This window comes from Paenibacillus sp. UASWS1643 (assembly GCF_008693195.1).
In the GTDB taxonomy this organism is placed as follows: domain Bacteria; phylum Bacillota; class Bacilli; order Paenibacillales; family Paenibacillaceae; genus Paenibacillus; species Paenibacillus amylolyticus_B.
Genome location: NZ_VXKZ01000086.1, coordinates 24,095 through 37,655, shown reverse-complemented (window position 1 = coordinate 37,655; position 13,561 = coordinate 24,095). Strand labels below are relative to the sequence as shown.

At 47.8% G+C, this 13,561-nt stretch carries 12 protein-coding genes and 1 other annotated feature; all 12 genes read right to left on the bottom strand.

The annotated features are described in order from the left end of the window. Nucleotides 1–115 precede the first annotated feature (115 nt). Nucleotides 116–910 (bottom strand): septum site-determining protein MinD, encoded by a 795-nt coding sequence (minD, locus tag FE296_RS01730; protein WP_053783092.1) that lies wholly within the window; start codon nucleotides 908–910, stop codon nucleotides 116–118. Nucleotides 911–913: 3 nt separating this feature from the next. Next, nucleotides 914–1,576, bottom strand: coding sequence for a septum site-determining protein MinC (gene minC / locus FE296_RS01725; RefSeq protein WP_124117732.1), 663 nt, complete (start codon nucleotides 1,574–1,576; stop codon nucleotides 914–916). 74 nt (nucleotides 1,577–1,650) lie between these two features. After that, nucleotides 1,651–2,184: a rod shape-determining protein MreD gene (gene mreD / locus FE296_RS01720; protein ID WP_036605906.1), complete on the bottom strand. Its 534-nt coding sequence runs from the start codon at nucleotides 2,182–2,184 to the stop codon at nucleotides 1,651–1,653. Beyond that, nucleotides 2,184–3,056: a rod shape-determining protein MreC gene (gene mreC / locus FE296_RS01715; RefSeq protein WP_091011898.1), complete on the bottom strand. Its 873-nt coding sequence runs from the start codon at nucleotides 3,054–3,056 to the stop codon at nucleotides 2,184–2,186. The genes mreD and mreC overlap by 1 nt, the downstream gene beginning before the upstream one ends. Nucleotides 3,057–3,241: 185 nt before the next feature. After that, nucleotides 3,242–4,276, bottom strand: a complete 1,035-nt coding sequence (locus tag FE296_RS01710; RefSeq protein ID WP_017692612.1) for a rod shape-determining protein — start codon at nucleotides 4,274–4,276, stop codon at nucleotides 3,242–3,244. 183 nt (nucleotides 4,277–4,459) lie between these two features. Then, nucleotides 4,460–5,149 (bottom strand): RadC family protein, encoded by a 690-nt coding sequence (gene radC / locus FE296_RS01705; RefSeq protein WP_124117728.1) that lies wholly within the window; start codon nucleotides 5,147–5,149, stop codon nucleotides 4,460–4,462. A 37-nt stretch (nucleotides 5,150–5,186) separates the two neighbouring features. Further along, nucleotides 5,187–5,798 (bottom strand): Maf family protein, encoded by a 612-nt coding sequence (locus FE296_RS01700; RefSeq protein WP_036673538.1) that lies wholly within the window; start codon nucleotides 5,796–5,798, stop codon nucleotides 5,187–5,189. 95 nt (nucleotides 5,799–5,893) lie between these two features. After that, nucleotides 5,894–6,136: a DUF4321 domain-containing protein gene (locus FE296_RS01695; RefSeq protein WP_047841183.1), complete on the bottom strand. Its 243-nt coding sequence runs from the start codon at nucleotides 6,134–6,136 to the stop codon at nucleotides 5,894–5,896. A gap of 145 nt (nucleotides 6,137–6,281) precedes the next feature. Continuing rightward, on the bottom strand, nucleotides 6,282–7,511 hold the full coding sequence (locus FE296_RS01690) for an SPOR domain-containing protein (protein ID WP_190944988.1): 1,230 nt from the start codon (nucleotides 7,509–7,511) through the stop codon (nucleotides 6,282–6,284). A gap of 118 nt (nucleotides 7,512–7,629) precedes the next feature. Continuing rightward, nucleotides 7,630–8,949 carry a UDP-N-acetylmuramate--L-alanine ligase gene (gene murC, locus FE296_RS01685; protein WP_240662258.1) on the bottom strand — a complete coding sequence of 440 codons (1,320 nt, stop codon included), beginning with the start codon at nucleotides 8,947–8,949 and terminating at the stop codon, nucleotides 7,630–7,632. A gap of 56 nt (nucleotides 8,950–9,005) precedes the next feature. Continuing rightward, on the bottom strand, nucleotides 9,006–10,382 hold the full coding sequence (locus FE296_RS01680) for a bifunctional folylpolyglutamate synthase/dihydrofolate synthase (protein ID WP_124117791.1): 1,377 nt from the start codon (nucleotides 10,380–10,382) through the stop codon (nucleotides 9,006–9,008). Nucleotides 10,383–10,460: 78 nt separating this feature from the next. Then, a complete protein-coding gene (locus FE296_RS01675; protein WP_150364108.1) occupies nucleotides 10,461–13,127 on the bottom strand; it encodes a valine--tRNA ligase in 2,667 nt (888 codons plus the stop codon). A gap of 61 nt (nucleotides 13,128–13,188) precedes the next feature. Beyond that, nucleotides 13,189–13,470, bottom strand: a binding site (T-box leader). Between the last annotated feature and the right edge of the window lie 91 nt (nucleotides 13,471–13,561).

Here is a 13,561-nt window from a genome sequence, read left to right as displayed (position 1 = left end):
TCCTATGAAGAGGTGGTTGATAATATGAACAAGCCTGCCCGCAGGTAACAAAAAAAGCCGGGCTATAAGCCACGGCTGTCATGTAATTGCTTTATGAATAAGTTCGTTTAACGAGTTAACCCATTCCGAAGAACTTTTTGAAACGAGTAAAAGCTCCCTTTTTCTGCTCCAGCTGCATCAATGGGACCGTATCTCCCAGAATGCGTCGTGCGATATTCCGATACGCAATCGCCGCAAGTGAATCCGGATTCATGACCGTAGGTTCTCCTGAATTGGCAGCTTTGATGACCAGTTCATCATCAGGCACGATGCCAATCAGGTCAATATTAAGTACTTGTAAAATACCATCGATATCTAACATGTCACCCGATTTAACCATATTATTGCGAATTCGATTCACCACCAGCTTTGGTGATTGAATGTGTGAACTCTCCAGCAGGCCGATGACACGATCCGCATCACGCACTGCAGCATTTTCCGGTGTAGTGACCACGATGGCCTGATCTGCTCCTGCTACCGCATTTTTGAAACCCTGCTCTATGCCGGCTGGGCAATCAATAATAACGTATTCAAAATCTTTTTTCAATTCAAGGATAATATCCTTGACCTGTTCTGGCGACACTGAGTTTTTGTCTCTCGTCTGCGCCGCAGGCAACATGTATAATTCTTCGAAACGCTTGTCTTTGACCAAAGCCTGATTCAGACGGCAGCGGCCGTCCGCAACGTCGCACAGATCGTAAATAATACGGTTTTCGAGTCCCATCACGACATCCAAATTACGAAGGCCGATATCGGTATCTACCAGACAAACCTTTTTGCCGAGCAGCGCCAGCGCTGTCCCGATGTTTGCCGAGGTGGTTGTTTTACCCACGCCGCCTTTACCCGAAGTGATCACGATCGCCTCTCCCATGAGCTACACTCCTTTAAACACATTAAAATCTCGGCGTAACCGAACGATATTGCTCATTTTGTCTATCTGCATCTGATTGTCCTGTAAGTAAGCAAATTCCATTCCGGTCTCTCGGCTCTCCCATTCATCGGGAGGACGACTGATGATATCCGCAATCCGTAGCTGCGTCGGTGCAAATACCGAAGCGGCAATGATCGCTTCCTCGTCCCCGCCAATTCCGGCATGAGCCATACCTCTGAGTGAACCCAACACATATATATCTCCGGTACACGTCACTGTGCCCCCCGGATTGATATCCCCAAGAAACAGGAGATTTCCTTCATGATGAAGCACCTGACCTGAACGCACCATACCACACATGGTTACAATCGGCGGCGGTCCTTTAACCTCCGGTTGGAGTGCAGGTGAGTCGATGGATCGAATAAGCAGATTCCCTTTTTGTTTCAATATATCGAGAATTGCTTCTTTCTGGCCCTCTGTCACTTCGCGGGCACCCAACTTGATATCCACATGAACAATCGGTCCGGTCAAAATATTTTGATGGCTGTGTTCCAGCTTATAGCGGAGCTCATAGAGCAATTCCTCGAATTCACATTGATCGTCCAACAGGAAAACCAGGCCGTCTCGGATGCCTTTAATCGTTACGTGATTCGATTTTACCGTCATAAGCCTGTCCCTCCCATCTCATTACATTTCGTGCCCGGGGCCCCAAGTTCCTGCTTTGCGCTCCATAAATGTATTTAGGAAGCTTCTTCTGTCTTGCTCCGTCTTTTGCCGATCCGCTCCAGTTGTTTCCGAAGCGGGACATATATGATCAAGGCAAACACAAAATGAATGAACAAATTAGGAATCATGTATTCAATCAACGCCCAGTCAAAGGTCACGTGGTTAAGTTGGAAGAGCTTGTACAGGAAGAATAGCATGGTGTCATTAAGCAGACTCCCCAAAATGACAACCGATACCATAACCGGCAGTGGTGCACGTGGTGCTTGAAAAATGAGTCCCATCATATATGCCGATAATCCCATCGAGAATCCATAAGGTCCAATCATCTCGCCGTAGAATACAACGTCATGCAATAGTCCAAAAAATATACCGAGTACTAGTGCCGTGTGTCGATGATGATATACAGCAATAAACAAAATGACGATATAGACCAGATTGGCAGAAATACGCATCTGCCAGCCAGAAGGGATGAGCAGCGGCAAAATTGTGCCTTCTGCAATGAACAAAACGAATAGTAACAGGAACAAAACTTGCTTGCGCGTTACCATTATTCTTTTACCTCAGGCGGGATAATGACGATCAGCTCTTTCCAGTCAAGGAAACTTGCATATGGTTTGATAATCGCAGTCCGAGTTAAACCGTACTCCCCAACTTCAACCTTTTCCACTTCACCAATCCGCATATACTTGGGAAAGTTATTGATGATTCCCGAAGAGATGATCTCATCACCCTTTTTGATGTTTGAATCCTCCGAGATTTTGGTCATCTTGAGCATGCCCGTCTTCGGATCATAACTCTCAATCATACCAAATACTTTCTCCTTACCTACTGCCGTTGCTGCAATGGCATTAGATGTCGGATCATTGGCATCCATGGACGTTAACAGATTAACCGTTGATGTATATGAGCTGACATGACTGATCACGCCGACCAGCCCTTCCTGGGAGGTAACGGCCATCCCCGGCTTGATTCCCGCATTTTCACCGATGTCAATGTTAATGGTTCTGCTGTTTGGATCCGAATTGGCACTGATAACTTGGGCTATTCGAGAACCGTAATTATAGCGATTCTTCTGCTCTTCGGTGAAATTGAGCGCTTTCTGAAGCTGCTCATTCACTTGCTCCATATCATTGTACTTCAGCCGATCCCGGGTATAGTGTCCCATCGCGATGCGAAGCTCTTCATTCTCATCATATACCGTACGCATGTTCGCTACATCTTTGAAAAAGCCCGCTACATAGGAAGCGGGCTTGTAAAATACGTATTGTACAAATCCAACTGAATCCTTCAGGAATTTCTCCGGCCAGGATAGAGTGGTTCGCGGACTGAGCGTAAAGCCCATTAACGCGATAAATGTAACAAGGCCCACCAGCAAAACAAAAAGTCTTTTGTTGCCTAGCAGTTTAAACAGTTCGAACACCCTCTAACATCCATATTCTCTTCCGAGCCATGCCCGGCGGGGAGACTGTCAGACCTGTAGTCCCTGCAAGAATATCAGCCGATCCTCCCCTGTTAAGCGGGTAATAGCTCATCCCCGGGGTTAACCGGGTCCTCTATAAAGATATCTTGCCACTTGGTCGCTATGCCAAGTAAGGCAAATACCAATTAACGTTTGGAACGAACTGCCGAACTGCTTCTGCTCTTGAACAAATGAATATTCTCTAGCGCTTTACCTGTTCCGATTGCTACACAATCCAGCGGGTTCTCAGCCACGATGACAGGCATTCCTGTCTCACCAGCGAGAAGCTTGTCCAGGTTGCGAAGCAACGCCCCACCACCTGTAAGAACGATACCCCGATCCATGATATCGGCAGCAAGTTCAGGCGGGCATTTTTCCAGTGTTACTTTTACCGCTTCAACAATTGCATTCACGGTATCAGCCAGCGCTTCACTGATCTCGTCCGAAGTAATCGTAATTGTCTTCGGCAGACCTGTTACAAGGTCACGTCCACGAATTTCCATCGTTTCTACTTGTTCCAATGGCATAGCTGATCCGATGTCCATCTTCAATTGCTCCGATGTACGCTCACCGATCATGAGATTGTATTGGCGTTTGATGTACTGGATAACGGATTCATCCATCTCGTCACCTGCTACACGAACCGAACGGCTCGTTACAATACCACCAAGAGAGATAACAGCCACTTCTGTTGTACCGCCACCAATATCGACAACCATACTACCCGTTGGTTCCCATACAGGCAGATCTGCACCGATTGCAGCAGCAAAAGGCTCTTCAATCGTATAGGCTTCACGTGCTCCAGCCTGTTTGGTTGCATCTTCAACCGCACGTTGTTCTACTGCCGTGATCCCGGATGGTACACATACCATCACGTTTGGATGACGCTGGAACATGGAGCGCTGTTTCTGCGCCTCACGGATGAAATATTTGATCATCGTTGCCGTTGTATCGAAATCGGCAATAACGCCATCTTTCATTGGACGAATGGCACGAATGTTACCTGGTGTACGTCCAATCATTTTTTTGGCGGCTTCACCTACTGCCTCGATGCTATTTGTATCTGTCCGTATAGCGACAACCGAAGGTTCTCGCACCACAATTCCTTTTCCTCGTACATAAACCAACGTATTTGCTGTCCCCAAGTCAATACCCAAATCTTTCGTAAAACCACCAAACATAACATAATCTCCTTTTCTGCCTCATATAGCCGCTCCATTCTGATCCAGAGCGTAATAATTTTATTCCCACGCAATACGTGGAGCTAATATTCGCATTTGTTTTTTTGCATTTGTAAAGTGAACCTATCTTTTACGGACAACGCCGTTAACATTCATAGGAAAACATCAACGCCAACCATTATATTATACTAAGCCCTTCTCCTTCAAACTTACGTACGTTCCATCTCCGATAATAATATGATCAAGCACGTCAATGCCAACAATAGCGCCTGCTTCAATCAGTCTCTTGGTTATTTGGATATCCTCCGGACTGGGCGTAGGATCACCACTCGGATGGTTGTGTGCGCACACAATCGATGCGCTGCTGCATTTGATGGCAGCCCGGAACACTTCACGTGGATGTACAATCGAAGCGTTGAGGCTACCCATGGAGAGTGTTTCCTGGGCAATAATATGATTTTTGCTATTCAGAAAAAGACACACAAAATGTTCTTTTTGCAAGTAACGCAATTGTTCGATCAGGATATCAGCTGCATCACGCGGTGTACGTATTGAGGTCGACTGTGTGAGTCTGCTCTTGGCAATCCGATGACCCAGCTCAATGCCAGCTTTCAATTGCACAGCCTTGGCATTGCCGATCCCTTTCATCGTGGTCAGTTCTTCCAGACTCAAATCCATTAACGAGCGAATGCCACCCGCTTCGGCCAGAATCCGCTGTGCCATATGCACCGCGGATTCCTGTCTTGTACCTGTTCGAAGTAAAATTGCCAGCAATTCAGCATGGCTTAAGGCGCCCGCCCCGTATTCCATCATGCGTTCTCTCGGGCGTTCTTCCTGGGGGATGTCGCGCATCATGTATTGAGGCGACTCCATATGTTCCCTCTTTTCATTTCACAACATTTGACTTCATTCATGTTCGTGGCAACACATGTACGCCGAACCCGTCCAACATATCACTTAGCAAGGATAGCGGCAAGCCAACCACATTAAAATAACATCCTTCAATGCGGTCGATCAGTGAAGCACCAATGCCCTGAATGGCATATGATCCTGCCTTATCTGAAGGCTCACCTGTCTGCACATAAGCACGGATGGTCGCATCCGACAGCTCTTTCATCGTTACATCGGTCTGGCGGTAATGAACTAACGACTGTCCATTGCCCGCATCAATACAAGCGACGCCCGTGAACACCCGATGCACGCGGCCCTGCAGCCGCGATAACATACGTTCAGCATCCGCTTCGTCCAAGGGTTTGCCTAGAATCTCACCATCCAGAACAACAACGGTGTCACTACCAACAATAATGGCTTCCTGCTCGCGGCCTTCAAGCCCGCGATACACGGCAAGCGCCTTGCGCAAAGCAAGTTCCTGTACCGTCTGTTCAGGTGTCCACTCTGGTGGTGTATCTTCATTGGCATGACTTGGTATTACATCAAACGCTAGGTGGAGTGATGCGATCAGTTCTTTGCGCCGAGGCGATGTGGAGGCCAGAATAATAGGGCGCTGTTGTGTGTTATCCAAAATGAACGGCTCCTTATGCCACGGCAACATCCTGTCCGGATCACGATAATAGATGTCACTGGTTTAATTTTTTTTCGTCATAACTCGTCATTCTCCTACAGTCTGCGATACAGCCACACAGCGGCAATCATACCGATCAGACTCAGAAGGCTCATTTGAAATTGAAGTGAAATATCATAACTGATAATATCCAGATCAGCCTGTGGTGACCAACGTATGGTCGTGGCTTTCGTAAGAAAGGCTACTGCCTTTACAGGCTGCAGTGCCTTGGCGATCCACGCTCCGGCCATCCAGCCGAGCAGCAGAAACAGCAATAACATGCCGAAGTTTTTTTTCATCGGTAATCTTCCCTCGCCATTTTTTGACACCCACATTATTATACGGGGTTTTGTACGTCAATACAAACACAAATCCGGCAAGGGGAACTATTTCCAGTTCCTTGCCGGATGGGTATTTCCAAGCGTTGTTATGGGAAAGAGCATGTTACTGCTTAATCGCTTCGAGCCATTTTTTCTGCTGTAGTACATATTCCATCAGATCAGACTGCACGGACCACATGTGCACATCATCCGGGTTCTTGTTGTACTCTGCAATAGCCGTTATTGCATCGTTCATTGATTTCTCCATTCCACCAACAATAGGTTGTACCTCCGCAGTCAGGCCGGGTGAGAGGCTATTCAAACCGGTTAACCACGACTGGTGCTTATTCTGAATCGCGGTCATCGTTTCTGCAGAGACTGCTGTCGGTGCGGATTGTCCCAACTGCTGAATGGACAAGGTAGACAATTGTTCGACCAGTGCAGAACTGTTTGTGAAGAAAAGCTGCACATCCTCTTGCTTGCCACCGAATATAGCCGGATTGATCTCAGGGTTCACGATCTCCTTGACATACAGTTCGACTCCCTGAGCTTTTAGCCTGGAGCTAAGTAGCTTGGCCTCTTCACGATCAGCCGAAATGCCTGCATATACTCGATTGCCATCTTCAGGATCAGACCCTGCGGCTATACCAGCCTGAGCCAGCTCAAGCTTGGCCTGCTCAGCTCGTTCAGGAGAACTGAACACGCCGTATTGAAGTGCATAATACGTGCTGCCAGTAGCCGCTGTCTGAACCTGCTGTTCTGTACCTGCAGCCCCCTCCTGACCCGTCACAGTGGAAACTGCCTGATTGACGGGAAGAAGATCGCCTGGCTTGACGGCTCCTTCTTTATTAAAAAATGAAAGAATTACCATACCAAAGAGGGCTCCGGTAACAAGTGCCCCAGTGACAGAACCAATCATTTTCCATCCCCTTGGAGGGCGATTTCGCTTATAGGAATAGTTCTCCGAATCTGCAAGCCAGTCGTGGCCTTGATCATCATGGGTATTGGACAGATCAAGACGCTCTTCCTCCGGATTATCGGTGTGATTAACATAACCGTAACCGGAACGGTTTCGAAAATAATGAGCCTCATCCAAGTTCAAGTTCGAATCAGGGCTCACCCGCTCGTCAGGTTCAGGTACAGTAGAGCTTGTCAGCACCGTCTCTCCCCAGTCTCCGGGGATATCCTCAGGCGTCCATGATGGGGTTGTATCCATCTGCTTAGGCGTTAGCGGTTGATTATGCGGTAACTCTTCACTTAACGTCACCAAGGGACTGGACGCGGAACTCCTCTTGTTTTCAGGCTTGTCCGACTCATGATCCCCGAAGCGAAACGTCATTCTAGCATTGCTCACCCGTACCCTCTCCTTTGTCCCATTTATATCAGCTATATGCAGAGACTGGGGAATACATTCCATATAACGCAAAACAAACGCCTGCTTCGTATCGAAGACAGGCGTTTTCTCAATTGATTTATTTCAAACCTTTGGCAAGTGTATCGCCGACTTTCCAAATATCACCTGCACCCATCGTAATCACAAGATCTCCTGGCTGCAAACGATGCTGCAGATCAGCTACAACTTCTTCTTTTGTAGGGAGGTAACGTGCAGAAGCATTACTGTTTTGAACAATCAGTTCAACCAGTTTGGCTGAGGTTACCCCTTCAATCTGTTTTTCGCCCGCAGGAGAATAGATATCCGTAATAAGCACCTCATCCGCTTCCGCGAAAGCACGGCTGAACGCATCCAGCAGGAAGAACGTACGCGTATAACGCTGTGGCTGGAATACCGCAATAATACGTTTGCCCGTTGCTTTGGCTGCACTAATGGTAGCTTCAATCTCAGTTGGGTGATGAGCATAATCATCGATGATCAGCATATCGCGCGCCTCGCCCAATACCTGGAATCTGCGTTTGGCTCCGTGGAACTGGATGATAGCTGCCACAATCTTCTCAAATGGAATGCCTGCTTCCAGACAGGTAATCACAGTAGCCATCGCATTATAAACGTTATGCTTACCCGGCACCGATAATTCCACCGTGCCCATAGCAGCACCCTGATGATTCATCGTAAAGGAGATACGGCGATCGCCCAATACAATATCCGTTGCCGTATAATCTGCAGCACGATCAATACCATAAGTTGTAATCCGTGACTTGAGTTCTGGCAAAATCGCTTGAACATTCTCGTCGTCAGAACACACAATCGCTGTTCCTTCCGGACGAATCTGGCTCAGGAACTGCACATAAGCCTTTTTGAGCTCCTCAAAATCACTGTTGTAATTCTCCAGATGATCTGCCTCAATATTGGTTACAATACCGAGCCATGGATGGTACTGCAAAAATGAACCATCGCTCTCGTCCGCCTCAGCGACTACCCAGTCACCCTGGCCTGCCTTGGCGTTGGTTCCCACATTCATGATTTCTCCGCCAATGATATATGTCGGGTCCGTATCACATTTCTCCATAACAAGTGCAATCATGGATGAGGTGGTTGTTTTCCCGTGAGCTCCAGCCACTGCCACACCTTTACGTTCGTTCAACAAACGTGCAAGCATCTGGGAACGATGCAGAATCGGAATATTCAGCTCAGCTGCGGCTACCCGTTCCACATTATCAGCAGGCGCTGCCGTAGAGTAGACAACCAGGTCAGCTCCAGTAACGTGCTCTGCCGTATGTCCGATATATATTTTCGCTCCCTTGGCTGCCAACTTCTCGGTCAACTCCTGTGAAGCGACATCCGATCCGGTAACGGTGTATCCCATTTCCAGCATAACTCTTGCGATGGCACTCATGCCGTATCCGCCAATCCCTATAAAATGAACGTGTTCCGATGTATTTAACAAAACTTTCACCAACCTTTTTCAGAATCGGTTTGATGCAAAAGGGCTGCCCGCACATCCGCAATCAGGTACAGTGTGCCGGAGACCACCCCCAGATCTTCCGCTTCCGTCCGTGACTTCAATAGATCAAGTGCCTTTGCCCATTCGGGCTCGACGATGATTTCCAGTTCCTGCTTCGCAATGGCGGGACGTACCCGTTCGACAATCTGCAGCAATTCGGCTGCATCCATTTTGCGTCGGAAATCTGGCTCGGTCAGGATCAGCGTATCCACTAGTGGCAGTATATGCTGCAAATACGCTTCGTGATGCTTATTTGCCAACATACCCATCATCAAAATTAACTTGTTGTGCGGATAGACATCCGTAATGCTCTTGGCCAGTGACTCTGCACCTTCCGGATTATGTGCTCCATCGAGCACAATTCGGGGTTCATCGACGACTTTTTCGAATCTTCCTGCCCAGAAAGCATTCTCCAGTCCAAGTGCGATATCGTTGTCATCCAGCATAAATGCCATGTATTGTCTAAGCAATTCAAGCACCATAAGTGCAGCCGCTGCATTGTCACATTGATGTGAGCCTTGCATGCGTATGCGAACGTCCAGATCACGAAACGGGCCTGTAAAATGAAAAGATTGTCCGTTCTCATTGCTGTCCAGTCTATGATAAGAGAATTGGTCTCCAGCCAAATACACGCTTGATTGAAGCTGCTGTGCTTTCTCCTGAATCACCTTCACAGCTTCGGGCTGAGTCGCGCAAGTTACAACGGGTACTCCCGGCTTGATAATACCTGCCTTTTCTCCAGCAATCTGCTCAATCGTATCTCCAAGCACATCCGTATGATCCATACCAATGTTGGTGATGACGGACACAACAGGTGCGACAATATTCGTTACGTCCATCCTTCCCCCTAGCCCCGTCTCCCATACCACAACGTCAGGGTAACACTCCTCTGCATAGTACAGAAGCGCGAGAGCCGTGGACACCTCAAACATCGTGGGTGATCCAAGCGGAGTGGAGGCCATTTCCATGACCAGTGGATGTAATCGGTTCGAAAGCTTAAGCAGGATTTCTTCAGGAATATCCTCACCGTTGTATTGAAAACGGTTTGTAAACTTGGTGATATAAGGCGACGTAAAGGTACCCACATCATATCCAGCCTGAAGAAGCACTGACGTCAAAAAAGCGCAAGTCGAACCTTTGCCGTTCGTTCCCGCGACATGAATAAATTTGAGACGTTGGTGTGGGTTGCCTAACATGGACATCAGACTCTCGATTCGTTCCAATCCAGGTCGGATGCCAAAAGGAATAAGGCCATTGATCCAGTCCACGGCCTCGTTATACGTAAGTAAAGGAGCTGCTGCATCTGTCCCGTCTAATTCCGTCATCTGATTCACCTTCGGTCCCGAGTTTGAGTGAAAAAAGCGGCCGGATGGCATAATGGCTCTCCATCCGACCCAAATATATTAACCTTTAAGTTCCTTGATTCGTGCAATCACTTTATCCCGTTTATCGGAATAATCTGCTTGCTTGGCGCGCTCTTCCTCAATAACTTTGGCAGGAGCTTTGGCAACAAAGCCTTCGTTCGCCAGCTTTTTCTCTACACGGAGAACTTCGCCCTCAAGGTTCTCCAACTCTTTCTCCAAACGAGCCACTTCCTGCTCGATATCAATAAGACCTGCGAGCGGCAAGTATAGTTCTGCCCCCGTAATGATCGCAGTCATTGCCTTATCCGGTGAGTTTAAATCCAGCCCACTATCGAACTCGGACGTATTACAGAAACGTTTGATGTAGTGACTGTTACGCGCAATGATGCTGGACGTCTCAGCACTATTTGCTTTGACCATCAACTCGATTTTTTTGCTCATCGGCACGTTCACTTCTGCACGAATATTTCGCACTGCACGAATGGTATCCATGAGCAGGTTCATCTCGGCAACAGCCTCCGGGTTCTCAAGAGCAGGATCATATACCGGCCATGATGCCAGCGTAATGGTCTCACCTTCATGCGGCAGATGCTGCCAGATCTCTTCGGAGATGTATGGCATAAACGGATGAATCAGGCGCATGGTCTGATCCAGCACATAAGCAAGCACGGATTGTGTTTTCTTTTTGGCAACCGGATCTTCCCCATAGAAGGACAGCTTAGCAAACTCAATGTACCAGTCACACAGGTCATCCCAGATAAAGTTATACAACACACGACCCGTTTCCCCAAATTCATACGCTTCGATTAGACGCGTAATATCGCGGGAAGTTTCGTTCAGACGATGCAAAATCCAATAATCCGCTGTACCAAGCTCTCCGCTAATGTCACGTTCCTCATAGGTGAATCCTTCCAGATTCATCAATGCAAAGCGCGAAGCATTCCAGATCTTGTTGGCGAAATTGCGTGCCTGTTCCACCCGTTCCCAACGGAAACGGAGATCCTGACCTGGCGTGCTGCTGGTTGAGATCATGTAACGCATTGCATCTGCTCCGTATTTCTCAATCACATCCAGCGGATCTACACCGTTACCCAGTGATTTGGACATTTTGCGTCCATCTGCATCACGAACAAGACCATGCATCAGTACATCCTTGAACGGAATCTCATCCGTGAATTCCAATGCAGTGAAAATCATGCGTGCAACCCAGAAATATATGATGTCATACCCTGTCACAAGAACACTTGTCGGATAATAACGTTGCAGATCTTCCGTATCTTCCGGCCAGCCTAGTGTCGAGAACGGCCATAAGCCGGAGCTAAACCAGGTATCGAGTACGTCTTCGTCCTGTCTCAACTTGCGGCCAGCATTCTCTGGGAGCAATGTCGGATCTTCAGCAGATACGATAATTTCACCCGTTTCCTCATCATACCAGGCAGGAATTCGGTGTCCCCACCACAGTTGACGGGAAATACACCAGTCACGAACGTTTTCAATCCAGTTCAGATACGTTTTCTCAAAACGGTCTGGAACAAAATTAACCCCTTCACCGCTCTGTTGTTTCTTGATCGCTCGCTCTGCAAGTGGCTTCATCTCAACAAACCACTGGGTAGACAGATACGGTTCAACAACAGCCCCGGTACGTTCACTGTGTCCAACCTGATGCGTGTGATCCTCGATGTTGATCAATACGCCCTGCTCTTTCAAGTCAGCAACAATCTGCTTGCGGCAGTCACTGCGATCCAGTCCCTGATACTTGCCTGCCTCAGCATTCATTGTACCGCTCTCATCCATTACCGTAATTTGAGGCAGATCATGACGAAGACCTACTTCAAAGTCATTTGGATCATGCGCAGGCGTGATTTTAACTGCACCACTTCCGAACTCTTTATCCACATAATCATCAGCGATAATTGGAATTTCGCGTCCAATGATAGGCAGTACAAGTACTTTACCAATCATATCTGCATAACGCTCATCCTTCGGATGAACAGCAACCGCTGTATCACCCAGCATCGTTTCAGGACGCGTTGTTGCCACTGTAACGTAGCCACTTCCGTCTTTGAGCGGATAACGCAGATGGTACAAGTGACCCTGAACCTCTTTATATTCAACCTCAATGTCGGACAAAGCTGTCCGGTTCACCGGGTCCCAGTTAATGATGCGTTTGCCTCGGTAAATAAGGCCTTTTTCATACAGTTGAACAAATACTTTGCGAACCGCTTGGGACAGACCTTCATCCAGCGTAAAACGTTCACGTGAGTAGTCAAGCGACAGACCCATTTTGCCCCATTGCTGACGAATGGTTGTGGCATATTGATCTTTCCAATCCCATACTTTCTCCAGAAACTTCTCGCGTCCCAGATCATAACGGGTCAGACCTTCTTCACGTAGCTTCTGCTCCACTTTGGTTTGGGTAGCAATACCTGCATGGTCCGAACCGGGAAGCCACAGTGCGTCATAACCTTGCATCCGTTTGGTGCGGATCAGAATATCCTGCAGTGTAAAGTCGAGCGCATGCCCGATGTGCAGCATCCCGGTCACATTTGGGGGTGGAATTACAATCGTATACGGCTCGGCATCTTTACGTTGACCGGCTTTGAAATATCCACGTTCCATCCAGGTGGAGTACCATTTGTCCTCTGCCGCCTTAGGATCGTAAGTGGTCGGCATTTCTGTTGCAGCTGATTTTTTTTCCTCAGACATGTGTCATTCCTCCGTTACTTCATCATCTTCGCCAAAAAAAACAAAAAAAACCTTTCATCCATCAAAGGACGAAAGGTTAGCTTTCGCGGTACCACCTTTGTTTCACGCCTACAGCAAGATAGACTTCACCCTCTGTACATGACGTGACACTTCAAGCAGATAACGGCTGCTACCGGCCCATCCTACCTCAGAAATAAATGACGATAGATCTCATTCATCTCTTGTATTCAAACAGGCAACTCCCGGGCGACTTCGATCAGTTGGTTCCTGCGGAATCTCACAGCGCTGCAATTCCACTCTCTGAAAGGTCATACTGTCTACTACTCCCGTTCCACGTTGTTCTTCAAAAAACCTACACACATCATACCTTGCTCGTGCGCGATAGTCAACCTGACAACTGCGGATAAAGAGCACTGGAATGCAGGTTTAGGACG